A 23,802-nucleotide genomic window follows, 5' to 3' on the forward strand; every position below is an offset into this window, starting at 1 on the left:
TGCCCGCACGCCCGCGCTTGCGGCGGCCGGGCCGGTCAGTCGCGGTCGGCGACGCGCAGCAGGCCGGTGAAGTCCGAGGCGGTCAGGTCGAAGACCGGGGAGTCATGGCCGAGCTTCGAGTCCCGAACCTGGAAGCCGGAGTCCGTGTTCCGGGCCTCAACGCAGTTGGTCTGACCGGAGTCACTGCTCCGCGTGCTCTTCCGCCAGGTCTGACGGCACTCAATGCAGTCGGTCTGCCCCGAGTTGCTGCTCCGGGTGCTCTTCCGCCAGCTGGTGTGCTCCACCATCGAGGAACCTTCCAATACCTTGCGAGTTCGATCGCAGGAATCTGCGGGCTTGATCATACAAGGCGAGCTTGTTCTCATCGACCACGTGGCGACTCTGGTCCAGGTTGTCGACGTACACGAAGCTGGGCCCTGCATATGTTTGCTCGTCGGATTCGAACGCTTCGAACGCATAGTTTGCGAAGTGCGGAGGTCGAACGACCCTTACCTCGCACCTGGGGAGCGAGTCCGCCCACTTCAAGCGCTCGACCTGCGCGGACTTCTCTTCAGGATCGAGCATGTCAAGATCAGCGATCGCGCTGGCCGGGATGTAGAACTCCACGCTCGGGGGGATGCTGTCCTTGAATCGGCCGAAGAACCTCCTGGTCCGCCGCTCCTTTCGCTTCCAGTTCTTGACCTTGTTCGCGGGATCCTCCATCGGCCCGGCCAGTACCTTCATGTGATACGGCTCGGTCTGCAGCACAGCCGAAAGCAACAGCGGGTTCCACTTGACATGGACCGGGTAGGTTCGCTCGCCGCTTTCCACGATGTAGAGGTTGCGCTCCTCGAGATCCGATATCAGCTCCGAGTTCTTGAGGAGCTGGTCACTGACATGCAGGATGAACCTCTTGCGGTCCGGTTCGACTTCCGCCTGGTCGCAAAGGAGCGACAGGTTGCCCTTGTCTGGAATGCGGCTCCCGTCCAGCCAGGCTCGGATCGTGGTGGAGCTCTTGCTCATCACCCTTGCGAACTTGTTCGGCGTCCAGCCCGCATCCTGCGAAATGGTGTTGACCTCGGCGGTCAAGTAGGCCCGAGCGAACTTCTGGTACAAGACCGTGCCTGCCATCCAGTGCTCCCTGCGCTGCGTAAATAACGGTTTGTAGCGATGATCGCACGAACCGCCCCAACCGAATTCATCACGACTCGGCCCAATATCGGTGCACCGTAATGGAGGTTGCATTGCGGTGCACCGAAACGGGATACCCATCATGGAGCTCCGTTTCGGAGCGCCGTAACACCATGGGAGACATGGCTATTGACCAGGGAAAACATCGCTTAAGGTGGCTACATCGCGGGTCGTTCCCGGCTCGCGTGCGGTGGGAATGCCGGGGAGTCGCTGCCTCGCAGCAGTAATGCTTGGCTCTTCGTGGGCTCCTCGGCACTGCCACTGTCGGCTATCTGACACTCTCTCCATTGGAGGTCGCGATGTACAACCGAGCCGCGAACCCGAAGCCCGACAACGACCAATCCGCCTCGGACCCGCTGGAGCGGGGCCAGTTCAGCGACGGCCGCCGCGTCTTCGTCGTCCGCGCCTCCAGCACCGACGCACCCGACTCGTTCCAGGTGCACACCAAGGGAAACCAGTCCGATGTCTGCCTGGTCGTCTCCGGCCTCAACTCCGGGAGCCTCCACGCCACCTGGAGCGAGGAGTGGCGCTCCGCAACCCCGGAGTGGCGCGAGTGGGCCAGGAACAACGCGTTCAAGGCCTTCCACACGGTCAACGCCTCAACGGTCCGGTTCTGCCGTGGCTGACACGACCTTCGAGGACCCGCCCGAACCCCAAGGCGAGCACTGCCTGGGCAAGTTCCGGCGGTACCCGGTCGAGTTCTTCGTCATCTTCATGCAGACGCCACCGGGCACGCCCGCCCGATACCGGGTCGACTGCGACGATGGCGTTGGCCCGCACGAGGTCTGCCGCTTCGGCGACGACCCCCAGGCACCCGTGATCTGGCGGGGCGCATGGCAGGGCGACGAGTGGTGCCCCTGGATTCTCAAAAACGCCCGCGAGTTGGTCGCCAATCCCAGCCGCTTCGACTTCTAGACTTACCTCCGAGGCCGGTCGGACAAGGTGGAGTCCGACCGGCCTCACTCCACCCCTACCCGGCCCGCCCGCCCGAGCAAGGACTGACGCAGCGAAAAGGGCGGATCGGCAAGGGTCAGAACGGCCAGTCAGCGTCCCGGCCGCACTCCAAGAGCGCGATCATGGCGAAGGCAGAGTCGTTGAGGCCACCGAACGTGTGCCGCGTCCCGGTGCCGGACGGCGCGTGTCCCTTCGCGTAGCCGGCGAGGTTCCACGTGTACACCATCCGGTCCTTCGGGACCGCCGCCGTCACATCCAGGCGGCCGTGGTCCTTCGCCTGCTCATCGGTGAGGATCACGACTCGGTCGTGGCCGGCGTAGTGCTTGGCGACCGCTCCGGCGGTGTCGGTGCCTCCGCCGAGGAACCAGCCGCCGTCCTTCCACTTGCCGAGGTCCGCCAGGAGCGAACCGCCCCGGGTGAGCTCGAACTGCTTCGTCTTGGGACCGGGCGGGTCGTTGTAGTAGTAATGGGCGCTGGAGAACGACACGAGGTCGGCTGCAGCGCACCGGCGTGCGAGCGCGAGTCCGAACAGGGCCGCGGCGACGTCGCCGAAGCGGAAGCCTTTCGACGCGGTGTCCCATTTGAGGACAGCGCGCTCGTTATACAGGCGCAGGGCCGCGTCGGCGATGCCTCGCTTGACGGCCTTGGGGATCTTCCGGCCGTAGGCGCCGGTCCAGTAGGCGAGGGCTTCGCCGGGTTCGTCGGCGCGCTGCAGTGCGGACGCGACGATCTGCCTGCCACCGGGAATGCCTGCGGCGATGAGTGCCCGTGCGGCCTCGAGCCCGCCGACGAGCGAAGCGGACAGCAGGTGGGCGCCGGTGCGCAGCCACGCGAGGAACCGCGCGGTCCAGTCGGCGTCGGCCACGGCGACCTCGTGGACAAGGTCGACGTAGCGGGAGTCGCGGCCGTCAGCGGACTCGTAGATCGTCTGCTCGCCGACCATGTTCGCGACCGCGAGCAAGAAAAGTTCAGATTCAACCGATCGTGCGTAGCCATTCGCTCCTTCGTGGGTGTAGCCGCTCGGGACGTTCTCCGATTCGATCGGGGGAGGCAACAGCGGCCGTTACTCCGGATCGGTTGAACTTAGCCATGTTTCTCTGTACCTCCTGCTTACATACTTGCGGACGGGGGAGACCTTCGGGTTGTTCAGGTGCTGGTAATTGGGTGTAAGTGAATGACAGTTCGGGCAAAGCAGCCGAACTTGATCCGGGTGGTTCTGGGATCGGTCGCCGGTAATGTGGTCCACGTGGAGAGGAACGCGCCCGCTGACAGGGTTCACGCGGTCCCACCCGCACTCTTCGCAGCGCTGGCCGCGGAGGTAAACAAGAGCTTGCCTTACCCTCCAGTCAGGTTTTCCCTCGCTGGTGGTGCCGCTGACGTCGCCGGAGCGCCATTCTTCAAGCCACCGAGCGAATGACCCGGTGCGCTCGTAGCGATCTTCGTTGAAACACTGCCATGAGCAGTAAACGTTCTGACGACGTCTGCCGAGGCGATCGGTCGATCCACAACGTCGGCAGGGCGGAGTGGGCCTCCTGCGAGATGCGTCGGAGCACTCTCGCGAACATGTCTTGGCTCCGCGCATGACAGTGTTCAAACCACACTGTGGGCAGGTCGGGCGAGGCTTACGGAGCTTCGCTGATCGATCCGATTGAGTGCCCTTGATATGACAAGCGTTGCTGCAGAATCGCCGGTTGCATGTGGTGACGCCACAATGCTCACATGGATGGGGTGGGAACTTGCTCGGCAACTGTAAAGCTCCTTCCGCACCGGGAGGAGCCCGGATAGTGAAGCGCCCGAGATCAAGTCGACGGCGGTGAACACAGATGCTCTGCCAACTGAGCTGCCGAACCGAGGTCCGGGCGGGATTCGAACCCGCGAGTGCGTCTTCAATTCTACGCTACAAGAATGGCTGCGGCCCACCGCATTACGCTGAATGTAGTCGCGACTACACCTTGGATCTTTGACGGGGAGGCTCGCCCAGACCGCGCACTCCACTGCAAAACTTGGTGCCCTCCCGAGTTCACAGCGGCAGCGGGACTTGCAGGGATCGAACCTGCATCATTTACCAAACGAAGTATCCGCAGCCTTCGCACCGGGAGGCGCGGCCCAACCCTAGCGGGTCCGGGACCCCCTGTGCCAGTGGATATCAGCGCTCAGAAGGGCCGAGGTCTGGACGGCGCGGCTCAGGATCCCGCGGCATCCGCCAGGTGCTCGTCGTAGACCTCCGAGTAGACCGATTCGATGTCGTGTCCCGCGTCGATGCATTGCCGGTGGGCCGCAGCGACGGCCAGTTCCCGCTGCTGCAGGTCCTCCAGTTCGGCGAGCTGCTCGGCGTCGAGCACGTCCGCGGCACCGAGTGCTTCCCAGGTGCTGCCGGCATCCACCAGCGCCTGCCCCTGGCTGGCGTAGGCGGACTTGAACGCTTCGGCCTCCTGCTGCAGCGGCAGCCCCATCTCGTCGCGGTCGGCGAAGTCGTATCCCTGCTCGAGCATGCACGCTGACCATGCCTCGGTGACCTCGGTGATTCGCGAGTCGCCGGCGGTCGCCTCCGATGCGTGCATGGTGTACTCGTGGATCGGGGAGTCGTTCGGCAGCACCACGGTCCCGTTCCGGGGGAACCCGAACTCGGCGTACGACTGCTGGAGGCATTCGCGCTCGCGCGTCACGTACTTTTCGCGATCAGCGGCCGGGAGCGCCTCGAGCGCGGTCTGGTACTCCTCGAACTCACCGGCGGCGAACGCCTCGTAGACCATGAAGACGTCGATGGTCGTCGCATGGCCGAACCCGTATTCGGCCCCGAACTGCTCCTCGGTGAGGCCCAGCCATTCGATCATCGACGGAGCCTCGGGAGGCCCCAGGTACTCCAGGTCCTCCTCTGCCATGCACGCCGAGACGAACTCGTTCCGGGCCGCCTCGGTCTCCTCGACCGAAGCGCTGTCGTCGGACGGTTCTGCCATTCGGTCGATGATGGACTCTTCCACCACCGTGGGCTCGCGGTCGGTACTGGCACCGCCGGAGCAGCCGCCGGCGACCAGGACCGCGGCTGCGCCGACGAGCGCCAGGCTCCTGTGTGTCCTCATACGATCGCTTCCTCACGTGGGCGCGGGCGGGCGCAGGTGCGCCCGCCCGCTCGACTTGCGGTCGGTGGCTAGTAGCCCCAGGTGTTGATGTAGTAGCTCGGTCGCGAGGCAGGGCTCGAGTAGATCTGGATCTCGGCGAAGCTGTTGCCGTCCTGGTCGTAGAAGCGGTAGTCGACCCAGGTGTTGCTGGACGCGTAGGCCACGATCGCGTTGTAGCCCTGCTCGTTGTACCGCGCCCGGGCCGAGTAGCCGTCGGTGTACGGGTCGCGGAGCTGGCCGTTGTAGATGTTGTCACCGTCGCAGGTACCGCTCGCCTGGCGTTCCACCGCGACCACGTGGCCGTTGTACGTACGGGTCAGCGTTGCCCCGTCGCCTCGGCCGTAGCAGACGGCCTCGGCCGGTGCGGCGGCGACGGCGAAGGTGGCCACGAAGCCGACCGCCGAAGCGGCCATGACGGCCATGAGCCGCTTCACAGGCGGGAATTTGAATCGTCGCATTTGCGTACCTTTCGATTCAGGGGAACCTGAGTGGGTTTTCGTGGATTGCGGCGCGATGCGAACATCGGTTGCACCGCCAATCTGATTCTTCCCGCTGATGAGATGGACCGCGAGGCAGAACTCCGGCAGGAAGTCGGCAGGAAAGCGGCGAGGTCACTCAGTCGAAATGCCTGGTAGGAGGAGGGTTTAGCGGCTCTTCATGCGATGTCCATATATGAAAGAAATCGATCCCTTTAGGAGGGTGTGCCGCGTCGGAGGAGAGGTCGCTCGACGACGCGCCGCGGTGCGGTCGGGAACCGATCCTGCCGGAATCCCGCCGGTCGCCCGCCTGAAGGAACAGCTTTCCCCCGATTAGTTTTGAAGGACCGTTCCAGACCCCTTGCCTGCCCCCTTTTTCGGGACATCCGATCCCACGAGACCAAAGTCCGAGGTGCACATGCGAGCCGACCCTGCGCGCAACAGTCCGACGTATCGACGCCGAGGTTCCGCCGCAACGGCCCTGATCGCGCTGCTCGCCGCATTCCTCATGGCCGCCTCAGCGGCCTGCTCACTGACGGTCGATGACACCGACATCGTGGGGACGTTCGAAGAACAGGACGGGGAAGCCACGCTCGTACTGCGCTCAGACGGCACGGGCACGCTGAACGGGTTCTACGAGAACTACCCCGAACTGCCGGGCACCTGGGACCGGCATCTCGACGCCATCGACTTCGTCTCCGAGCGGGGCCTCACGACGATCCACATCAGTTCCGCAGACGAAGTCTCGATATCGACGAACCTGCACCAAGGCACCCGGAGCGTCTTCGAGCGTGTCAGCGATGACGCGGAGACGACCGAATCACCGGCCGAGTCCCCATCAGGGGCAGAGGAGGCAGGGGCGCCCTGCACCGAGCTCTCGGCCCTGCTCGACGCTGCAGCGGGGATCCTCTCCGGCATGGAGGCCGACATCGCAAGCGAGGCCCCCGGAGAGCAGATGCAGCTCAGCGCCTCCGACCTCACGCTGTACGGGCTGCAAGTCGAGCCCCTCGTCCCCGCGGACATCGCCGCCCATGCCCGCACACTGGCGGACGTGGGCTCGGCGATCACGGAGGCGATCGAGAACGGCGGCACGCTGACCGAGATCATGTCCCTCTGGATCGTTCCCGAGGTCTTCGACGCCGAGGCAGCCGTGCACGTCTACCACGACGGCGAAGCCGGCTGCGGGCCTTAGCACCGAACCGCCCGCAAGTCAGCAGACGAGCTAAGCGAAGCTGCGGCATGCCTGCTCTATCTCGAAGAGAACCGACTCGGTGTCACCCTCGGCAGGACTGATGCCCTCGTCCTCGAACGCAATGCAGGCCGGCTCGTAGTACCGATAGAGCTCCATGAGGTCACTGATCTGGTACACGCCGTCCGCCTCCTCGAATTCTTGAATGAATGCTTCAGACTGGTCGCCGTCGGTCAGTTTGACGCGGAAGGCGGACGGCAGCGTATCGGCGTCCACCGTGTCCACAAGGTCGGGCTGGTCTGCGAAGGTGTCCTTGAATCGCTCATAGGCGTCCGCCTGGGACTCGAACTCGACCTGCTCGGTCAGCGGATGTTCCTGGAGCGCAGATTCGATCTCCCCCAGGGTGTCATCATCGATGTCGCGATCAAGATAGATGATCACGTGGTGGTCGCCGGGAAATTCGAAGGTCGCGGCCGTTTCCCCGCGAACCAGGAAATACACGAGCACCCCGGCAACTGCCACACCCACGCAAAGGGCCACAATCGCGAGTTTTCGGCCGAGGGGCATCGTCGCAGCAGTACCGGAACTCGTAGACATGTCCACAGGATACTGAGCAGTTGCACTTCCAGGGATCCCGGCGAAGCCCCCCGCCCGCAGGCTCGGCCGCCCTCCACTGAACGGGCCGGGGCTCGGGCCGGGGTTAGGGTTCGGGCATGAGCGCACAGGAATACCTCACCGAACTGTTCTCGCTGGAAGGGCGCGTCGCCGTGGTGACCGGCGGCAGCTCCGGCATCGGCAAGGCCATCGCCGGCGCCTTGGCGCGGGCGGGCGCGCAGGTCGTGATCGTGGCGCGGGGACGGGAGGCGTTGGCCGCCACAGTGACCGAACTGACCGGCCAGGGCTGCGAAGCGGCCTGGGTGAGCGCCGACCTGGGCAGTCGCGAGGGCGTCCGCGCCGCCGGCGAAGCGGCGGCCGAGGTCTACGGCGAACCCGACATCCTCGTCAACTGCGCCGGGATCAACCTCCGCCCGCCGATGGGCGAGATCGACGAAGCGGTCTGGGACGCGACCATGGCCGTGAACCTCGAGGCGCCGTTCCTGCTCGGCCGGCGCTTCGGGCCGGGCATGGCCGGGCGCGGGTTCGGGCGGATCATCCACGTCACCTCGCAGCAGGCGCACCGCGCGTTCGTGCAGAGCGGTGCCTACGGGGTCTCCAAGGGGGCGTTGGAGTCCCTCGCCCGGTCGCAGGCCGAGGCGTGGTCGCCGTACGGGGTCACCGTCAATACGCTGGTGCCGGGTTTCGTGCTGACGCCGCTCAACGAGCGGCTCGCCGCCGATCCGGAGCAGGTGGCGGCGCTGGCGGCCCGCACGATGACCGGGCGCAACGGTCTGGCGGAGGATTTCGCGGGTGCGGCGGTGTTCTTGGCGAGCGGTGCGTCCGCGTACGTGACCGGTCAGGCGGTGTTCGTGGACGGCGGCCTGTCCGTCCATTAGATCCGGTCGGGGCGGCTTCGCGGTAAGCCCGGTCACACCGGGGGTAGTCTGTGCGGACCAGCTGTCACCTTGCGGGCCTTGTGCTCCGAAAGGAACCCCCTATGAGCCGGACCACTGTCACCGCCGCCGTCGTGAATGCGATGCTGCGGCCTTCGTTCAAGGGCCGCAAGCGGCCTCTAGAAACCTGGCAGCGCACTGTCGCCGCCGTCGAGAAGTCGACCGGGTGGTCGACCGCCGGCGACGAGGAGTTCGTCGCCGAGATGGGCTTCCACCTGCAGTGCCTCGCCGAGGAGTCGCTGACGCCGCTCGGCTGGCAGTCGGGCATAGAGGATGCCAAGGCGCGCTTGCAGAACCGCCTGCGCATCCGGCAGCGACTCCTGGAGCACCCGGAGATCGCCGAGGAGAAGATCGTGAACCCGGTGTTCGTCGTGGGCCTGCCGCGCACGGCGACCACGTTGGCGCACAAGATCCTCGCCGCCTCCGATGCGCACCGCGGCCCGCTGATGTGGGAGATGATGCACACCGACATCCCCCAGCACCGGGCCGAGGCCGACAAGACCATCCGGAGCCTGGAGTCCGGGACGCGCATGATGGTGAAGTTCTCGCCGTCGTGGGAGGTCATCCACCCGATGCGGGTGCACTCGCCCGAGGAGTCGATGCTGGTCCTGCCGCACGGCAGGTTCCACCTGTTCCTGCGCGGGGCGCTGCCGAAGTACCGGCAGTGGCTGGACGAGCGGGACTGCACGGCCGACTACCGGTACCTGAAGCGGGCGCTGCAGGTGCTGCAGTACCAGCGCGAGCCGAAGCGATGGATGTTGAAGTACCCGGCGCACCTCAACGAACTCGACGTGATCCGCAAGGTCTTCCCTGACGCGACGTTCGTGTGGACGCACCGCGACCCGACGACGGTCATGGGCTCGGTGTGCTCGCTGATGGAGACGTCGTGGTCGCTGTACCAGCGCCGCCTCGACTTCGAGACGATCGGGAAGGTGGCGCTGAGCCTGCTGGTCGAGTCGATCGAGATGGGTCGGGCGGCGCGCCTGAAGCTCCCGGTCGAGTCCATCGTGGACGTGCCGTACCACCGGCTCAGCTCGGACCCGGTGAACGAGGTGCCGAAGCTGTACAAGTCGATCGACGCCGAGTGGACGGACAAGGACGCGGGCAACCTCGAGAACGTGCTGGCCCGCCCGCAGAGCGACCGCCGCCACGAGTACTCGCTGTCCCGCTACGGCCTGTCGATCCAGGGCGTTGAGGACGCGTTCGGCGACTACACCCGCATGTGCGGCGCCCTGAACACCCGCTGAGCGCTCAATCGAGCACGGCGCGAGGGGCGGGCGGATCCGATGTGGACCCGCCCGCCCCTCGCGTTTCGCAAGCTAGAGCCCGGTCTGGTTCCGGAAGTCCTCTACGGACCCCTGAGCGCCGTCGACGTGGTCCTGCACCTGGCCTTGGGCGCCTTCGACGCCCTCCTGCACCTGGCCCTGCGCGTTCTCCAAACCGTCCTGCGCCTGGCCCTGCAGGTCGCCGGCGGCGCCGCCGACCTGCTCGCCGAGCTGGTCGACCGGTGCGTCCGTGACGCCGCCGATCATCTCCTCGGCCTTCTCCTTGGCGCCGTCTACGGCACCTGAGAACATGTCCTTCAGTTCATTGAACTTGTCCGCAAAACCCATGGTGTACCCCCTTGTTCGCGTTGACCTGTCCAACTATAGGGGTTTGCACCGAAAAACCTAAATCCGGCGACACGGGATGTCACGGCCCGCTCCCGGAGCGGGAGCGGGCCGGTCGAATGCGGTGGCGCTAGCCCATGACCTGCTGCCCGCCGAAGGTCACCACGAGGGTGCCGTCGTCGGCGAAGCTCCAGTCGAGCGCGCCGGCGTAGTCGGCGCAGCGGGAGCCGTTCGCGCCCTCCCAGAACTGGTTCGTGCCGTCGTCGGCGCCGACGATCCGGTCCTCGTCGCCGGAGTCGCAGGAGGTGTTGCCGCTGAAGCGGTGCGAGCCCTCGTCGAAGTTGAAGTTGCGCTCGGCGTTGCCGATGCTCACGTTGTCGGACATGGTGATCGCGCCGGGGTTCGAGTTGTAGGTGAACCCGTGCTTGCCGTTGTCGTACGCGATGCTGCCGGTCACGGTGTGGTCGACGCCGATGTCCTCGCCGCCGAGCTTGTAGCCGTTGCGGTCGCCCGCGCCGGCCTGCGAGCCGTCGGAGAGGGTGCCGTTCTCGTAGGCGAGGGAGTCCTCGATGGTCACCGCGCCGATGGGGCCGGTGTCGCCCTTGGTATAGAGGTCGTACCCGTCGTCGATGTTGTTGTGGGACACCGTGTAGCGGAACACGTTGCCCGGTCCGACGGTGAGCTTCGGGGCGAACCCGTCGGCGTCCTCGCCGTCGGAGTCCACATTGTCGTGGGACTCGACGCTGACGACGAGGTTGTTCGCGGGCCATTCCGCTTCGGGGGCCCCAGCTGTGTACCGGGAGAGCTGGAGGCCCGAGTCGGCGTTGTGGCGCGTGACCACGCGCTCGATGACGTTGTCGCTGCCGCCGAGGAGGATGCCGTTGTCGCCGGCGTGCTCGACGACGATCCCCTGGACGTGCCAGAAGTCGCCGCCGATGGCGAGGCCGCGGTTCGCCGAGTTCTCTTCCTGCGCGGAGAAGTTCATGACGGGGGTCTCGCCCGGGTAGGCGAAGAGCTCGGTGCGATCGCTCGCGGTGCCGTCGTTGCCCGGCTCGATGGCAACCGTTTCCGAATGTTCGTAGGTGCCGCCGCGCATGAAGATCGTGCCGCCCGGCTCGACCTTGGCGATGGCGGCCGTAATGGTGGTCGGATCCGCCTCGGTCCCGGCCGCGCTTTCGGCGCCGTCCGGCGCGACGTAGATCGCGCCCTCCTGCACCGGGCTGGTCGGGTATGCGTTCGCAGTGGTCATGGCGACCATTGTGGTCGCCGCGGCCACGAGGCCGCTCACGCCGACCACGACCGCAGTCTTGGTTCGTGTCCTGGACATGTGGTGTTCGCTCCTTCAAGCGCTCGCTCGGATGGGGGCGTCGCGTCCGCGCCCGCCAGGGGGCGGACCGCTTCGCCTGCGCTTCTGCGCTTCGCCGCCGCGTCGTTACGCAGTGTTGATATGCGAAGAAAACGCGATTTGTCCACCGAGCTTAGGCAAGGGGTTGCCACATGTCAATGTTTCGATGCGCTGTTTCGATGCGATTGATTTGGCGGGGTTCAGTCGCCGTCGAGGTCGGTGCGCTGGCGCACGACGCTGAGCTCGTCGCCGTCCCACGCCATCTCGTAGAACTTGCCGCGCGCCCCGGCGAAGGGGCGGTGGAGGACGAGCATGAGCTCACCGGTGAAGGCCGTGAACAGCATGCCGTGGCCGGAGTCGCCGCGGACCAGCGGTTCCCGCTGCTCCCAAGGGCCTTCGAGGCGGCCGGAGCGCGACACCGCCCAGGTCTGGACGTAGTCGCCGTCCACGCCGCCCGCGGTGAGCCGGTTCTTCTCGTACGTCGACCACAGGCAGACGAGCGCCCCACCGGGGGCGCGGACCAGCTGCGGGCCGTCGGTGACGTACGGCGCGAGCTGGTGCGGGACCCCGGCCGGAATGTCGCGGGTGATCCAAGGGGCGTCGGAACCCTTGAACAGCATCACCGCGTCGCCGGACACCGCGTCCAGCTCATCGGTCAACGGGAACGCCTCGATCGTGCCGTCGATGCGCTGGAGCCATTCGTTCGCGTAGACCATCCACGGACGGCCGTCGTCGTCGGCGAAGAGCGTCCCGTCGAGGGTCATCAGCTCCGCCGGCAGGATCGGCGCGTCGGGCTTGAGCATCCGGAACGGGCCGGTGAGCGAGTCCGCAACCGCGACGATCGTCGAACGGCGGTAGTTCGGGACCTGGAACGGCGTGCCGAACTCCCCCGGCTCCGGCACCGGCAGCACGGCGTCGGTGTCGTGCAGCGTCGTGAACAGGTACCAGCGGCCGTTCCAGCGGTGCACCTCCGGAGCCCACGCGCCGTGCACCGCCCAGGGCGCGGCCTCCTCGGCGACGCGGAAGACCGGCACGGGCTCGGCCCACTCGCGCAGGTTCGGCGACCGGTACACCATGGTGCCCACCCCCGCATCGGAGAGCGGCCCGGTCGCACCCGAAGTGAAGCCCTGGTTGGCCGTGTACAGGTGGTACAGGCCGGACTCGGCGTCGGCGACCACGTACGGGTCGTGCAGCGGCATCTCGGGCAGGCGCAGCGGGAAGGCGGACGGCAGCGGCTCGCTCATGTCGAAAACGCTATCAGGCGGCTCCGAATGCGCTGGACATGACGGCCACTCGTGTCGTACGCTGCGGCGGCATTCGCAGGCGAACGAACTTTGGAGATGATTTTTTGAAGGTCCAGGCGCACGCGGCCGGCTCCGACCGGCCGCTACACGAAACCGTCAACGAATCATCGAAAGCAAAGGACCACAGTGGATCTCCCACTTTCATTCGTCATCGCCGAGGGCAACGACCGCATCCACAACCCCGTCGATAGCCGCAAGCTGGCCGACCTGGGCGAGGCACTGCGCCTCACCCCCGGCTCGCGCCTGCTCGACCTCGCGAGCGGGTCGGGCGAGATGCTCTGCACCTGGGCCCGCGACTTTGGGCTCCGCGGCACCGGCGTCGACATCAGCACCGCGTTCACCGCGAGCGCGAAGGCCCGCGCCGCCGAACTCGGCGTCGCCGACCGCTGCGAGTTCGTGCACGGCGACGCCGCCGGGTACGTCGCGAGCGAACCGGTCGACATCGCCGCCTGCATCGGCGCCACCTGGATCGGCGGCGGCACCGCCGGCACGGTCGCGCTCCTCGAGCAGAGCCTCCGGCCGGGCGGCCTGATGCTCATCGGCGAGTGCTACTGGCGCCAGGACCCGCCCGACGAGGCCACGGTCAAGGGCTGCTACATCGAGAGCAGAGCGAGCCTCTTCTCGCTCGCCGGCCTCATCGACCACTTCGACGAGCTCGGCTACGACGTCGTCGAGATGGTCCTGGCCGACCCGGACAGCTGGGACCGGTACGCGGCCCCGCACTGGCTGAACATCCGCACCTGGCTCGACGAGCACCCGGGCCACGAGCTCGCCGACGAGATGCGGCACAAGCTGCAGGTGGATCGCGTGAACCATGTTCGCTACCAGCGCGACTACCTCGGCTGGGGCATCTTCGCCCTCATGAAGCGCTAGACGCCTGACGCGGGCCCGGCATCGAGGTGCCGGGCCCGCCCTCCACCGCGCAGGGATAGGGTCGGGCAGATCGCCACACCCAGCGAGCGGAAGGGCCACATGCCCCACATCGATCTCTCCCTCGGCAGCGTCTCCTATGAGGACACCGGGTCGGGCCCGGCAGTCCTGCTCCTCCACGGGCTCGTGCAGAACGCCACGGTCTGGCGCGCCGTCGCCGCCGACCTGGCCGCCGACCACCGCGTCATCACCCCGACCCTCCCCTACGGCAGCCACACGATCCCGCTGCAGCCGGACACCGACCTCACGCCGCTCAGCACCGCGCACCTCATCGGCGAGTTCGCCGACGCCCTCGGCCTCCCGCCCGACACGGTCTTCGTCGAGAACGACGCCGGGCGACTCCAGCAGCTCGCCGCCGAACGCCCCGACCGCGTGGGCCGCATGGTCATCGCCGGATGCGAGGCCTTCGACAACTACCCGCCCAAGGGAGGCGGCACCATGATGGCCGCCGCCGCGAAGATCCCCGGCGGCATCCGCCTCCTCGCCCTGGCGCTCACCCCGCGGCCGCTGCGCCGCATCCCCGGGACCGGCTTCGCCGTCATGTCGGCGAAAGGCGTGCCGCACGAGCTCACCGACGGCTGGCTCGCGCCGCTGCGCACCGACAGCGCCGTCCGCGCCGACCTCGTCAAATACCTCCGGGGCACCCGCAAGACCGAGATGCTCGAAGCCGCAGGAAAACTCGCGGACTTCCCGAATCCCACCCTCGTCGTGTGGGGCCGGCAGGACAAGATGATGCCGCCCGAGCACGGCCGCCGCCTCGCCGCACTCATCCCGGGCGCCGAACTCCTGGAACTCGACGACTGCGGGACCCTCATCCCGGTCGACCGGCCGCAGGCGCTCGCCGCCGCCGTACGGAAGTTCGCCGCCGCGCATTCGGCCTGAACGCGAAACGCCGCCCCCGGCCGAGACGGCGGGGGCGGCGTCATGTCGCGGCTAGCCGAGAGCGGCTAGCCGATGTTCGCCTCGGCGAGCCAGTCCTTCGCGATGGTCTCGGCCGGCAGCTCCTCGTTCACGCTGCGGGAGTTCATGGCGAGCAGGTCCTCCGGGGTCATCGCCGCGCTCACGGCGTTGATGACGGCCGCCGCCTCGTCGTTCACGTTGTCGCTCGCGAGCGGCACGACGTGCGAGGCGAGGAACAGGCCCTTGGTGTCCTGCAACGACACCAGGTCGTTCGCTGCGATCGACGGGTCGGCGGTGTAGATGATGGCGAGCTGGATGTCGCCGTCGTTGAGCGCCTGCACCGTGAGCGGGCCGCCGCCGTCCTCGATCGGCGTGAAGCCGACCTCGACGCCGTACGTGTCGAGCAGGCCCTGCGGGCCGTTCGGGCGGTTCTCCGCCTCCGAGTTCGCGCCCATGGTCATGGGCACCGTGACGTTCGCCAGATCGTCCACTGTGGCAAGCGACCATTCGTCGGCGAACGCCTGCGTCACCGTGTACGAGTCCTGGTCCGTCGCGGGCGACTGGTCCAGCACCCGCAGGCCGTCAGGGGTGGACTCCGCCAGCGCGGCGTACACGTCCTCGCTCAGCCGCGCCTCAGTGTCGGGCACCCAGTACTGCAGCAGCGGGCCGGTGTACTCAGGGAAGAGGTCGATCGAGCCGCCCTCGATCTCCGGCAGGTAGGCCTCGCGCTGGCCGATGCGGAACTGGCGTTCCACCGTGAAGCCCGCGTCCTCGAGGGACTGGGCGTAGACCTCGGCGATGATCTCGCTGGAGTAGTAGTCCTGCGAGCCGATCACGATCGTGTCGCCGTCCGACTCGCCGCTGGAGAGCGGGTCCCCGGACGAGCAGGCCGCGGCGGTCAGGACGGCCGCGAGCGCGGCCGCGCCCAGGGCTTTGGTGCGGGTGTTCATACACGTTCCTTCTCTTGGGGACTTTCGGGAGCGCGCACCGCGTCCTCGGTTCGGGCGGGCGCGGCGATGCGCTTGGCCGCCGACCGTTGCGCGGCGGCGAGGAGGAGTTCGAGCAGGAGGGCCAGGGCGGCGACGAGGAGCGCTCCGGCGAGCATCTCGGCGTAGTCGCGGGATTTGAGGCCGGAGAAGAGGTAGCGGCCGAGGCCGAAGTCGGCGGTGTAGGCGGCGAGGGTGGCGGTGGCGACGACCTGGAGGGTGGCCGCGCGCAGGCCGCCGATGATCACCGGTGCGGCGAGCGGGATCTCGACTTGGCGGATGACCTGCTCGGGGCTCATGCCGATGGCCTTGGCGGCGCCGGTGACGGCAGGGTCGACGTTCTGGACCCCCGCATATGCGCCCGCGAGGACGGACGGGATCGCCAGCACGATGAGCGCGATGAGCGGCGCTTTGAGGCCGATGCCGAGGGCGAGGCCGAGGAGGGTGAGGAGGCCGAGGGTGGGGATCGCGCGGGCGGCGCCGGCGATCGCGCCGACGAGCCCGGCCCCTCTGCGGGTGTGTCCGATGAGGATGCCAGCGGGCAGGGCGAGGATCGCGGCGGCGGTGACCGCGGCGAACGTGATGGCGAGGTGCTGGAGGACGCGGGTGGGCACGCCGCCCGGGCCGGTCCAGTTCGCGGGGTCGGCGAGCCAGGCGAGTGCGTCGAGGAAGAGGTTCATGTCGTCTTCTCCTGCGGGAGCAGGCGTTCGCGGCGGGTGGCGGCCCACGGGGTGAGGATGCGGCCGGCGGTGACGAGGACGGCGTCGAAGAGGAGGGCGAGGAGCATGGTGGCGATGACGCCGGTGGCGACTTCCCCGGGAATGCCGCGCTGGAAGCCGTCCGTGAGGAGCGTGCCGAGGCTGGGCACGCCGATGAGGGCGCCGATGGTCACGAGGCTGACCGTGGAGACGGCGACGACGCGGACGCCCGCCAGCAGCACCGGGACGGCGAGCGGGAGGTCGACCCGCCAGAACACGCTGCGGGGCGAGTGGCCTACGGCGACAGCGGCTTCGCGGACGCGGGGGTCCACCGAGCCGAACGCGTCCGCGGCGGTGCGCACGAGCAGGGCCAGGCCGTAGACGGTGAGGGCGATGACCATGGTCGCGGGCGAGCGCAGCGGGACGCCGAAGATCACGGGGATGATGATGAGCAGCGGCAGGGCCGGAATCGCGTAGAGGAGGCTGGCCGCGCCGAGGAGCGGGCCGCCGAGGCGGGGGCGCTGCTGCGCGAGGCGTCCGATGGGGACGGCGAGCAGGACGCTGAGCAGGACCGCGGGGGCGCTGAGCAGCAGGTGGTCGCGGGTGAGCTCGAGGACCTGCGGCCAGTTCAGCATGAGCCAGTTCAAGGCGCGAGCACCCCCACGGGCCGCCCCGCAGCGTCGACGGCGATGGTGCGGCCGTCCACCTCGGTGATGTGGAGTTCGCGTTCGGCGCGGTCGGCGCCCACGAAGTCGCGCACGAAGTCGTCGGCGGGCGCGCCGAGGATCTCGGCGGGCGTGCCGCGCTGGGCGATGACGCCGCCCTCGCGGAGGACCACGACCTCGTCGCCGAGGAGGAAGGCCTCGTCGATGTCGTGGGTGACGAAGACGATGGTCTTGTGGAGCTCGGACTGGAGCCGCAGCAGCTCGTCCTGGAGCTCGCGGCGCATGATCGGGTCGACGGCGCCGAAGGGCTCGTCCATGAGCAGGATGTTCGGGTCGGCGGCGAGGGCGCGGGCGACGCCCACGCGCTGCTGCTGGCCGCCGGAGAGCTGGCCGGGGTAGCGGCGGCCCACCTTGGGGTCGAGGCCGACGCGTTCGAGGAGTTCGCTTGCGGCCGTTCGGGCCTGGCGCTTGGGGACGCCGTTGAGGACCGGCACGGTGGCGATGTTGTCGATGACGCTGCGGTGCGGGAGGAGGCCGCCGTGCTGGAGCACGTAGCCGATGGAGCGGCGCAGGGCGACGGGGTCGCGCCCGCGGACGTCCTCGTCGTCGATGAGCACGCGGCCCGAGGTGGGCTCGACCATGCGGTTGACGGTGCGCAGGAGCGTGGACTTGCCCGATCCGGAGGAGCCGACCAGCACCGTGGTGGTGTGGGAGGGGATCACCAGCGAGAAGTCGGCGACGGCCGCTGGATGGCCCGGGTAGGTCTTGGACACCGTTTCGAACTCGATCACAGCGGCTTCCCTGAATGATATGGGCAGAGCGGTCACGCACAGTCTATACAACGAACCGTTGCGCAGATTCGTACTCGCAATCGAGGCGACAGTCCTCAGTGCCTGGTCGATGCCTACCGAATCCCCAGGTCACAGCCGGGTGTCCGAGGTGATCGAGTCCTTTCTGGAGGGTATGGCGGCGAGACTGCGGTCATAACGCTTCGCGGTCCTAGGACCAGCGGCGTACCCGCGCCCACGCCCCTGGTCCGATGGCGGCGCGCCCCTGCGCCCCTACCGTTGGGCGGGCCAGGGACCGGACCCAGGTCCCGGCGGACCGAAAGGGCACTCCATGACCATCCTGATCACCGGCGCGACCGGGAACGTCGGCCGGCACCTCGTCCAGCTCCTGCACGCCGGGGGCCACCCCGTACGCGCCCTGACCCGCGACCCCGCCGCGGCGGACCTCCCTGCGGGCGTGGACGTGCGGGCCGGGGACTTCACCGACCTCGCGAGCCTCGAAGCCGCCCTCGAATGCGTCACCGCGCTCCACCTCCTCACCACGTTCGGGCCCGGGAACACCACGATCCCGAACAGCCGCGACCTCGTCGCCGCCGCCGTCAAAGCCGGCGTGCAGCGCGTGACCCTCCTCTGGAACGGCTACGCGGGGCCCGTGGAGGAGGCCGTGGAGGACTCCGAGCTCCAGTACACGCACCTGCGGCCCGGCGAGTTCATGTCGAACGCGCTCACCTGGGCCGAGACGATCCGCACCGAAGGCGTCGTGCGCGAGGCCTACGGCGAGATCGGCCACTCCCCCGTCGACGTGCGCGACATCGCCGACGTCGCCGCCCTCGCCCTCACCGAGGACGGCCACGCCGGGCAGGCCTACATCCTCACCGGCCCCGAGGTGCTCACCGCGCCGCAGCAGGTCGCGGCCATCGCCGACGCGATCGGCCGGGACGTGCGGTACGAGGCCGAAGACCGCGAGGGCGCGAAAGCACGCATGCGCGCCATGGGCATCGAGGAGCAGGCCATCGACTACGTGCTCGACTGGCGGGCCGCCCCGCCCGAGTTCGCCAGCAAGGTCTTCACCACCGTCGCCGACGTCACCGGCCGGCCCGCGCGGACCTTCGCCGCCTGGGCGCGCGACCACGCCGACTCCTTCCGCTAGCCAGGTCGCCCCGGGCCGGGCCCGGCCCGGGGCTGATCCGCAGGTCACACCGCGCGCCGGATTACCCCGGTCGAGGGCCGGGAACCCGCTCCGCGCGGTATCGTCCACCGGTCGGACCGGACCGCTGGCGCCCGGTCCCCGGGAAGGAGTGACCGTCGTCGTGACCGCCCGATTCGACGCGAGGCCGCCGGAGTCCGGCCCGGAACCCGCGCCCGCCGCCACTCCGCGCAACACGCTGCGGCTCGCCCTCGCCGTGGGCGCGCTCGGCGTCGTCTTCGGCGACATCGGCACCAGCCCGATCTACGCCCTCCAGACCCTCTTCAACCCCGCCGACCCCCACCCCGTGCCGATCAACGACAACAACGTCTACGGGCTGGTCTCCCTCATCTTCTGGTCCATGATGATCGTCGTGACGATCTTCTACGTCATGCTCGCGATGCGCGCCGACAACGACGGCGAAGGCGGCATCATGGCCCTCATCACCCTCATCCGCCGCCACGGCACCCGCCGCGACCGCAGGACCATGCTCGTCCTCGCCGCCCTCGGCATCTTCGGCGCCGCGCTCTTCCTCGGCGACAGCATGATCACCCCCGCGATCTCCGTGCTCTCCGCCGTCGAGGGCCTCAAGGTGATCGACCCGAGCTTCGACGTCTGGGTCATCCCCATCACCGCCGTGATCATCGTCCTGCTCTTCGGCTTCCAGCGCAAAGGCACCGCCGCCATCGGCCGCCTCTTCGGGCCGGTCATGATCGGCTGGTTCCTCACCCTCGCCGTCCTCGGCATCGGCGGCATCGCCGGCCACCCCGAGATCCTCCGCGCCCTCTCCCCCGTCTACGCCGCCGAGTTCCTCACCGACCACTTCCACATCGGGTTCTTCGCCCTCGCCGCCGTCGTCCTCACCTTCACCGGCGCCGAAGCGCTCTACGCCGACATGGGCCACTTCGGACGCAAGAACATCACCGCCGGCTGGATCTTCCTCGTCTTCCCCGCGCTCCTGCTCAACTACATGGGGCAGGGCGCGATGATCCTCGAGAGCCCCGCCAACGTCAGCGGCCCGTTCTTCCTCCTCGCCCCCGAATGGGGCCGCATCCCGCTCACCGTGCTCGCCACCGCCGCGACCGTGATCGCCTCCCAGGCCGTGATCACCGGCGCGTACTCCGTCGCCTCCCAGGCCTCGAAACTCGGGTACCTGCCGCGCCTGCGCATCGCGCACACCTCCGAGCACGAGATCGGCCAGATCTACGTGCCCTGGATCAACTGGATGCTCTTGGTCTCCGTGCTCACCCTCGTGTTCGCGTTCCGCAGCTCCGCCGCACTCGCGTACGCGTACGGCATGGCCGTCATCGGCACGATCACCATCGTCACCCTGCTGTACTGCTACGTCGCCCGCAGCCAGTGGCGCGCCCCGCGCTGGCTCGTCTTCACCGGCGGCGGCCTCATGCTCGCGTTCGACCTGCTGTTCCTGGCCGCCAACTCGACGAAGCTCGTGCACGGCGCGTGGCTGCCGCTCGTCATCGGCATCACCGCGTTCACCGTGATGGTCACCTGGCAGCGCGGCCGCGAGCTCGTCACCGCCGAACGCACCCGCCGCGAAGGCCCCCTTGCCGACTTCCTCGCCCGGCTCCAGCAGGGCGAACCCAAGGTCGCCCAGGTGCCCGGGACCGCCGTGTTCCTCAACCGCGGCACCGTGAGCGCGCCGCTCGCCATGCGCGCCAACATGGAACGCAACCACGTGCGCCACGCGACGATCGTGGTCATGTCCGTCGAGACCGAGCCCGTGCCGCGCATTCCCGACGCCGAACGCGTGGTCGTGCGGTACCTCGGCCCGGCCGACGAAGGCATCGTCCACGTCACCGCCCGGTTCGGCTACATGGAGCCGCAGGACGTGCCCGCCGCGCTCCGCCTCGCCAAGGGCCGGGCCCCCGGCCGCGGCCTGAAACTGCGCGACACCACGTACTTCCTCTCCACGATCCAGCTGCGCTGCGGCCCTGCGGCGACCATGGCCGCGTGGCGCAAGCGCCTGTTCATCGCCACCGCCCACATGACCGCCGACGCCGCCGACCACTTCAAGCTGCCGCGCGAGCGGACCGTCATCATGGGCTCCCAGATCGAGGTCTGACAGGTCGCCGGGCATGCGAAACGGCCCGCGGGAACCCCGCGGGCCGTTCGCTTCGCCTTACGCCCGAGCGGCCTGGAGGCCCTCGGTGATCGAGGGCGCGATCGGGGTCGTCGGACGCCCGATGAGCTTCGCGAGGTCGCCGGTCTGCACGGCCAGCACGCCGCGCGAGATGCCCTCGTCGATGCCCACGACGATCGCCGCGACCGGGTCGGGCAGGCCCACGCCGACCAGGATCTCGCGGTGGGTGCCGGCCGGTACCCGGTTGACCGGCAGCTCGGAGCCGAGCTGGCGCGACGCCTCGGCGGCGAACTCCTCGAAGGTCCAGGCTTCGTCGCCGCTGAGCTCGTACGCCCGGTTCTCGTGGCCGTCGGCGGTGAGCACGGCGACGGCGGCGGCCGCGTAGTCCGCGCGCGCGGCGCTGGCGACCTTGGCGCCCTCGGCCGAGCTGGTCAGGACGCCGCCTCCGGCGATGGACGTACCCAAAGCCTCGGTGTAGACCTCGTGGTAGAAGCCGTTGCGCAGCAGCACGTACGGCAGGCCCGAGTCGATCAGGTACCGCTCGGTGATCTGGTGCTCGCGGGCGAGCTCCATGTCGGCGGCCGGGCCGCCGAGGATGCTGGTGTAGCCCAGCAGCGCGACGTTCGCGTCCTTGGCCGCGTCGATGACCGCCTTGTGCTGCGGCACCCGCTGGCCGACCTCGCTGCCCGAGATGAGCAGGACCTTCTCGCCCTCGCGGAAGGCGTCGGCGAGCGTGGCCGGGTCGCTGTAGTCGGCGACGCGGACCTCGACGCCGAGCTCGCCGAAGCGGGCGGCCTTGGCGGCGTCGCGCACGACGACGGCGATCTGCTCCACGGGGACCTCATTGAGGAGGCCTTCGACGACGAGGCGGCCGAGTTGGCCGGTTGCACCGGTGACGACGATCATTTTGTTGCTCCTTCAAGTATCGATTGGGTCTACCATTGCACTTACCAAATGAAAGCACAATCAGATCGAAAGTACTGTAGCCGAGGTAACATCACGCCATGACCACCCGTCCCGACGAAGCCGTGCCCGACTTCGAGGTGCTCGCGAAAGGCTGCGTCTCCCGCACCACCCTCGACCATCTGACCGGACGCTGGGGCACGCTCATTCTCATCGCCCTCCACGAGGACCCGAAGCGGTTCAGCGAGATCCGTCGCGCCATCGAGGGCATCAACGAGAAGGCCCTCGCCCAGAGCCTGCGCCAACTCGAGCGCGACGGCTTCGTGGACCGCCTCGCCTCGGACGGCTACCCGTCCCGCGTCGAATACCGCCTCACGGCCTCCGGCAGCCGGATGGCGGCCGGCCTCAGCACCCTCGTGGAACTCCTCTACGACGAGATGCCGCAGGTCCTCATCGCGCAGGCCGCGTACGACGCCCGCGGCGCCCGGACGCCCTGAGGGCATCGTCCTGAAAACGCCCTGAAACCCCCAGAAACCGCAGGTGAGGGCCTGAACGGGCCTAAACTCGGGCCATGGGCTTGCGGGTCTCGGACTCGATCCGACTCCAACCGGGCACGGCGATCCCGCTGTGGGTCCGGCTGCTGCCGCTCGCGGCCCTGGGCGCGGCAGCCGTGTTCCAACTCTTCACGCCCGACCCCCTCCACGCCGGGATCGCGATGACGCTCGTCCCCGTGCTCGCCGCCTTCGTGCTCGGACCGCTGTGGACGGCGGTCATCGCCCTGCTCGCCCTCGCGGTGGTCGCCGCTCCACTGCCGGTCCCGCAGCTGTTCGACCGCGACGACCTCGGCATGGCCGCCATCGTGTTCGCCACGGCCATCGGCATCTCATGGGTCCGGCGGCGCTACGAGGCCGGACTGGTGACGATGCTCAGCGTGTCCCAGGCCGCGCAGGAGACGATCCTGCCGGACCTCTCCAAGCGGGTCGGCGACTTCGCGTGCACCGGGCTCTACCACTCGGCGCAGCGGGGAGCGCTGATCGGCGGCGACCTGTTCGACGTGCGGCCCAGCCCGTTCGGGACGCGGCTGATCCTCGGCGACGTGCAGGGGCACGGGCTCGGGGCGGTCAGCACCGCCGCGATGCTGCTGTCGGTGTTCCACGAGGCGATCCTGGACGAGGAGGAGCTGGCCGGGATCGCGTGGCGGCTGGAGCGGCGCATCCTGGACGACGCGGCGCACGGATACGTGCCGGAGCTGTTCGCCTCGGTGCTGCTGGCGGAGTTCCCGGCGGACGCCGAGGAGGTGCGCCTGCTGTCGTGCGGGCATCCGCAGCCGCTCATCCTGCGCACCGACCGGGTCGAGGTGCTCGACCTCAAGCCCGCGCCGGTGCTGGGGCTGCGGCTGATGGAGCAGACGCGGCCGGGGGCGGCGACCTGTGTGGCGTTCGGGCCCGACGACACCCTGCTGGCCTATTCGGACGGACTGGTCGAGGCGCGCGACGCGGACGGGAACTTCTATCCCCTGGCAGAGCACCTGAACGGGTTGGTGACGCCGGCCTCGCCGGGGAGACTGGTCGAGTTCGTGTGGGAGGACGCGGCCCGCTTCGCGGAGAGGATGGACGACGACGTGAGCATCCTGGCGGTCAAGCGGGTGCCGAAAGAAGCGGAAGGCACGCCGCCGGCGTAGCGATCGGGACCGGCGGGAGGGCACGCCGCCGGTGCAGCAGCTCGGGGCGGGCGCTAAAGGTGAACGGAGCGTCCCGGCAAATCGGACATCGATGGGCCCCCGGTATCAACCCTGACGTATGGGTGCGACATTTTCGATGCGGTGGAGCGATTCCAGGTCAGGGTTTTTCAATCCGTTAGACAAAGGGTGTTCACAAGCGTTCGATTTTGTGCAATATTCAAGTCACTCGATTGCACCCCCTTTGAAG

At 68.4% G+C, this 23,802-nt stretch carries 24 protein-coding genes and 1 pseudogene; 11 read left to right on the forward strand and 14 right to left on the reverse strand.

The features are described 5' to 3' along the window. Positions 1–35 precede the first annotated feature (35 nt). Together AB0I03_RS01800 and AB0I03_RS01805 are read right to left on the reverse strand one after the other, a co-directional pair. Positions 36–287 carry a DUF397 domain-containing protein gene (locus AB0I03_RS01800; protein ID WP_360404777.1) on the reverse strand — a complete coding sequence of 84 codons (252 nt, stop codon included), beginning with the start codon at positions 285–287 and terminating at the stop codon, positions 36–38. Continuing rightward, a complete protein-coding gene (locus AB0I03_RS01805; protein WP_360404780.1) occupies positions 220–1,110 on the reverse strand; it encodes a Scr1 family TA system antitoxin-like transcriptional regulator in 891 nt (296 codons plus the stop codon). The genes AB0I03_RS01800 and AB0I03_RS01805 overlap by 68 nt, the downstream gene beginning before the upstream one ends. Before the next feature lie 359 nt (positions 1,111–1,469). Here AB0I03_RS01805 and AB0I03_RS01810 point away from each other — a divergent pair, with 359 nt between their 5' ends. Further along, positions 1,470–1,796: a hypothetical protein gene (locus AB0I03_RS01810; RefSeq protein WP_360404783.1), complete on the forward strand. Its 327-nt coding sequence runs from the start codon at positions 1,470–1,472 to the stop codon at positions 1,794–1,796. Beyond that, entirely contained in the window at positions 1,789–2,085 is a 297-nt protein-coding gene (locus AB0I03_RS01815) for a hypothetical protein (protein ID WP_360404786.1), read from the forward strand. The genes AB0I03_RS01810 and AB0I03_RS01815 overlap by 8 nt, the downstream gene beginning before the upstream one ends. Before the next feature lie 115 nt (positions 2,086–2,200). On the opposite strand, the gene AB0I03_RS01820 is transcribed toward AB0I03_RS01815, so the two are convergent. The 3 genes from AB0I03_RS01820 to AB0I03_RS01830 form a co-directional block, all read right to left on the reverse strand. After that, on the reverse strand, positions 2,201–3,181 hold the full coding sequence (locus AB0I03_RS01820) for a hypothetical protein (protein WP_360405897.1): 981 nt from the start codon (positions 3,179–3,181) through the stop codon (positions 2,201–2,203). A gap of 1,126 nt (positions 3,182–4,307) precedes the next feature. Next, a complete protein-coding gene (locus tag AB0I03_RS01825; RefSeq protein WP_360404789.1) occupies positions 4,308–5,204 on the reverse strand; it encodes a hypothetical protein in 897 nt (298 codons plus the stop codon). A 68-nt stretch (positions 5,205–5,272) separates the two neighbouring features. Next, on the reverse strand, positions 5,273–5,701 hold the full coding sequence (locus tag AB0I03_RS01830; protein WP_360404792.1) for a hypothetical protein: 429 nt from the start codon (positions 5,699–5,701) through the stop codon (positions 5,273–5,275). 436 nt (positions 5,702–6,137) lie between these two features. Between AB0I03_RS01830 and AB0I03_RS01835 the strand changes: the two genes are divergently transcribed. Continuing rightward, entirely contained in the window at positions 6,138–6,911 is a 774-nt protein-coding gene (locus AB0I03_RS01835) for a hypothetical protein (RefSeq protein ID WP_360404795.1), read from the forward strand. A 30-nt stretch (positions 6,912–6,941) separates the two neighbouring features. On the opposite strand, the gene AB0I03_RS01840 is transcribed toward AB0I03_RS01835, so the two are convergent. Beyond that, a complete protein-coding gene (locus tag AB0I03_RS01840) occupies positions 6,942–7,505 on the reverse strand; it encodes a permease-like cell division protein FtsX (RefSeq protein ID WP_360404798.1) in 564 nt (187 codons plus the stop codon). Positions 7,506–7,621: 116 nt separating this feature from the next. Between AB0I03_RS01840 and AB0I03_RS01845 the strand changes: the two genes are divergently transcribed. Together AB0I03_RS01845 and AB0I03_RS01850 are read left to right on the forward strand one after the other, a co-directional pair. Further along, entirely contained in the window at positions 7,622–8,401 is a 780-nt protein-coding gene (locus AB0I03_RS01845) for an SDR family oxidoreductase (RefSeq protein ID WP_360404801.1), read from the forward strand. A gap of 101 nt (positions 8,402–8,502) precedes the next feature. After that, positions 8,503–9,705, forward strand: a complete 1,203-nt coding sequence (locus tag AB0I03_RS01850) for a sulfotransferase (protein ID WP_360404804.1) — start codon at positions 8,503–8,505, stop codon at positions 9,703–9,705. Positions 9,706–9,777: 72 nt separating this feature from the next. Here the strand turns inward: AB0I03_RS01850 and AB0I03_RS01855 are convergent, their stop codons facing one another. From AB0I03_RS01855 to AB0I03_RS01865, 3 genes and pseudogenes are all read right to left on the reverse strand, one after another. Then, entirely contained in the window at positions 9,778–10,071 is a 294-nt protein-coding gene (locus tag AB0I03_RS01855) for a hypothetical protein (protein ID WP_360404807.1), read from the reverse strand. Between the two features lie 127 nt (positions 10,072–10,198). Then, positions 10,199–11,272: pseudogene (locus AB0I03_RS01860) on the reverse strand (right-handed parallel beta-helix repeat-containing protein); the annotation flags it as partial. 341 nt (positions 11,273–11,613) lie between these two features. Further along, a complete protein-coding gene (locus tag AB0I03_RS01865) occupies positions 11,614–12,657 on the reverse strand; it encodes a glycoside hydrolase family 43 protein (RefSeq protein ID WP_360404810.1) in 1,044 nt (347 codons plus the stop codon). Between the two features lie 186 nt (positions 12,658–12,843). On the opposite strand from AB0I03_RS01865, the gene AB0I03_RS01870 reads away from it, so the two are divergent. Both AB0I03_RS01870 and AB0I03_RS01875 read left to right on the forward strand, forming a co-directional pair. Next, positions 12,844–13,590, forward strand: a complete 747-nt coding sequence (locus AB0I03_RS01870) for a methyltransferase domain-containing protein (RefSeq protein ID WP_360404813.1) — start codon at positions 12,844–12,846, stop codon at positions 13,588–13,590. 99 nt (positions 13,591–13,689) lie between these two features. Continuing rightward, positions 13,690–14,529, forward strand: a complete 840-nt coding sequence (locus AB0I03_RS01875) for an alpha/beta fold hydrolase (RefSeq protein ID WP_360404816.1) — start codon at positions 13,690–13,692, stop codon at positions 14,527–14,529. Positions 14,530–14,594: 65 nt separating this feature from the next. Here AB0I03_RS01875 and AB0I03_RS01880 read toward each other — a convergent pair whose 3' ends face one another. The 4 genes from AB0I03_RS01880 to AB0I03_RS01895 are packed head-to-tail and all read right to left on the reverse strand — an operon-like array spanning position 14,595 to position 17,687. Beyond that, entirely contained in the window at positions 14,595–15,497 is a 903-nt protein-coding gene (locus AB0I03_RS01880) for an ABC transporter substrate-binding protein (RefSeq protein ID WP_360404819.1), read from the reverse strand. After that, complete coding sequence (locus AB0I03_RS01885) at positions 15,494–16,213, reverse strand: ABC transporter permease subunit (RefSeq protein WP_360404822.1); 720 nt, start codon at positions 16,211–16,213, stop codon at positions 15,494–15,496. The genes AB0I03_RS01880 and AB0I03_RS01885 overlap by 4 nt, the downstream gene beginning before the upstream one ends. Beyond that, positions 16,210–16,878: an ABC transporter permease gene (locus tag AB0I03_RS01890; RefSeq protein ID WP_360404824.1), complete on the reverse strand. Its 669-nt coding sequence runs from the start codon at positions 16,876–16,878 to the stop codon at positions 16,210–16,212. Before AB0I03_RS01890 ends, AB0I03_RS01885 begins: the two co-directional genes overlap by 4 nt. Beyond that, a complete protein-coding gene (locus AB0I03_RS01895) occupies positions 16,875–17,687 on the reverse strand; it encodes an ATP-binding cassette domain-containing protein (protein WP_360404827.1) in 813 nt (270 codons plus the stop codon). The genes AB0I03_RS01890 and AB0I03_RS01895 overlap by 4 nt, the downstream gene beginning before the upstream one ends. A gap of 328 nt (positions 17,688–18,015) precedes the next feature. On the opposite strand from AB0I03_RS01895, the gene AB0I03_RS01900 reads away from it, so the two are divergent. Then, entirely contained in the window at positions 18,016–18,834 is an 819-nt protein-coding gene (locus tag AB0I03_RS01900; RefSeq protein ID WP_360404830.1) for an NmrA family NAD(P)-binding protein, read from the forward strand. 235 nt (positions 18,835–19,069) lie between these two features. Next, positions 19,070–20,953: a potassium transporter Kup gene (locus AB0I03_RS01905; protein WP_360405900.1), complete on the forward strand. Its 1,884-nt coding sequence runs from the start codon at positions 19,070–19,072 to the stop codon at positions 20,951–20,953. A 57-nt stretch (positions 20,954–21,010) separates the two neighbouring features. Here AB0I03_RS01905 and AB0I03_RS01910 read toward each other — a convergent pair whose 3' ends face one another. After that, entirely contained in the window at positions 21,011–21,877 is an 867-nt protein-coding gene (locus AB0I03_RS01910) for an NAD(P)H-binding protein (RefSeq protein ID WP_360404833.1), read from the reverse strand. 98 nt (positions 21,878–21,975) lie between these two features. On the opposite strand from AB0I03_RS01910, the gene AB0I03_RS01915 reads away from it, so the two are divergent. Continuing rightward, positions 21,976–22,371, forward strand: coding sequence for a helix-turn-helix domain-containing protein (locus tag AB0I03_RS01915; protein WP_360404836.1), 396 nt, complete (start codon positions 21,976–21,978; stop codon positions 22,369–22,371). A 74-nt stretch (positions 22,372–22,445) separates the two neighbouring features. After that, positions 22,446–23,555, forward strand: coding sequence for a PP2C family protein-serine/threonine phosphatase (locus tag AB0I03_RS01920; RefSeq protein ID WP_360404839.1), 1,110 nt, complete (start codon positions 22,446–22,448; stop codon positions 23,553–23,555). Positions 23,556–23,802 lie beyond the last annotated feature (247 nt).

Origin of the sequence: Glycomyces sp. NPDC021274 (genome assembly GCF_040641195.1) — a bacterium.
Classification (GTDB): Bacteria; Actinomycetota; Actinomycetes; order Mycobacteriales; family Micromonosporaceae; genus Glycomyces.

What these genes read in the sequence shown, in the direction of transcription:
- AB0I03_RS01800 (WP_360404777.1), bottom strand. Translation starts at nt 287, where the DNA reads ATGGTGGAGCACACCAGCTGGCGGAAGAGCACCCGGAGCAGCAACTCG.
- AB0I03_RS01805 (WP_360404780.1), bottom strand. Translation starts at nt 1,110, where the DNA reads ATGGCAGGCACGGTCTTGTACCAGAAGTTCGCTCGGGCCTACTTGACC.
- AB0I03_RS01810 (WP_360404783.1), top strand. Translation starts at nt 1,470, where the DNA reads ATGTACAACCGAGCCGCGAACCCGAAGCCCGACAACGACCAATCCGCC.
- AB0I03_RS01825 (WP_360404789.1), bottom strand. Translation starts at nt 5,204, where the DNA reads ATGAGGACACACAGGAGCCTGGCGCTCGTCGGCGCAGCCGCGGTCCTG.
- AB0I03_RS01830 (WP_360404792.1), bottom strand. Translation starts at nt 5,701, where the DNA reads ATGCGACGATTCAAATTCCCGCCTGTGAAGCGGCTCATGGCCGTCATG.
- AB0I03_RS01835 (WP_360404795.1), top strand. Translation starts at nt 6,138, where the DNA reads ATGCGAGCCGACCCTGCGCGCAACAGTCCGACGTATCGACGCCGAGGT.
- AB0I03_RS01840 (WP_360404798.1), bottom strand. Translation starts at nt 7,505, where the DNA reads ATGTCTACGAGTTCCGGTACTGCTGCGACGATGCCCCTCGGCCGAAAA.
- AB0I03_RS01845 (WP_360404801.1), top strand. Translation starts at nt 7,622, where the DNA reads ATGAGCGCACAGGAATACCTCACCGAACTGTTCTCGCTGGAAGGGCGC.
- AB0I03_RS01850 (WP_360404804.1), top strand. Translation starts at nt 8,503, where the DNA reads ATGAGCCGGACCACTGTCACCGCCGCCGTCGTGAATGCGATGCTGCGG.
- AB0I03_RS01855 (WP_360404807.1), bottom strand. Translation starts at nt 10,071, where the DNA reads ATGGGTTTTGCGGACAAGTTCAATGAACTGAAGGACATGTTCTCAGGT.
- AB0I03_RS01865 (WP_360404810.1), bottom strand. Translation starts at nt 12,657, where the DNA reads ATGAGCGAGCCGCTGCCGTCCGCCTTCCCGCTGCGCCTGCCCGAGATG.
- AB0I03_RS01875 (WP_360404816.1), top strand. Translation starts at nt 13,690, where the DNA reads ATGCCCCACATCGATCTCTCCCTCGGCAGCGTCTCCTATGAGGACACC.
- AB0I03_RS01880 (WP_360404819.1), bottom strand. Translation starts at nt 15,497, where the DNA reads ATGAACACCCGCACCAAAGCCCTGGGCGCGGCCGCGCTCGCGGCCGTC.
- AB0I03_RS01885 (WP_360404822.1), bottom strand. Translation starts at nt 16,213, where the DNA reads ATGAACCTCTTCCTCGACGCACTCGCCTGGCTCGCCGACCCCGCGAAC.
- AB0I03_RS01900 (WP_360404830.1), top strand. Translation starts at nt 18,016, where the DNA reads ATGACCATCCTGATCACCGGCGCGACCGGGAACGTCGGCCGGCACCTC.
- AB0I03_RS01910 (WP_360404833.1), bottom strand. Translation starts at nt 21,877, where the DNA reads ATGATCGTCGTCACCGGTGCAACCGGCCAACTCGGCCGCCTCGTCGTC.
- AB0I03_RS01915 (WP_360404836.1), top strand. Translation starts at nt 21,976, where the DNA reads ATGACCACCCGTCCCGACGAAGCCGTGCCCGACTTCGAGGTGCTCGCG.
- AB0I03_RS01920 (WP_360404839.1), top strand. Translation starts at nt 22,446, where the DNA reads ATGGGCTTGCGGGTCTCGGACTCGATCCGACTCCAACCGGGCACGGCG.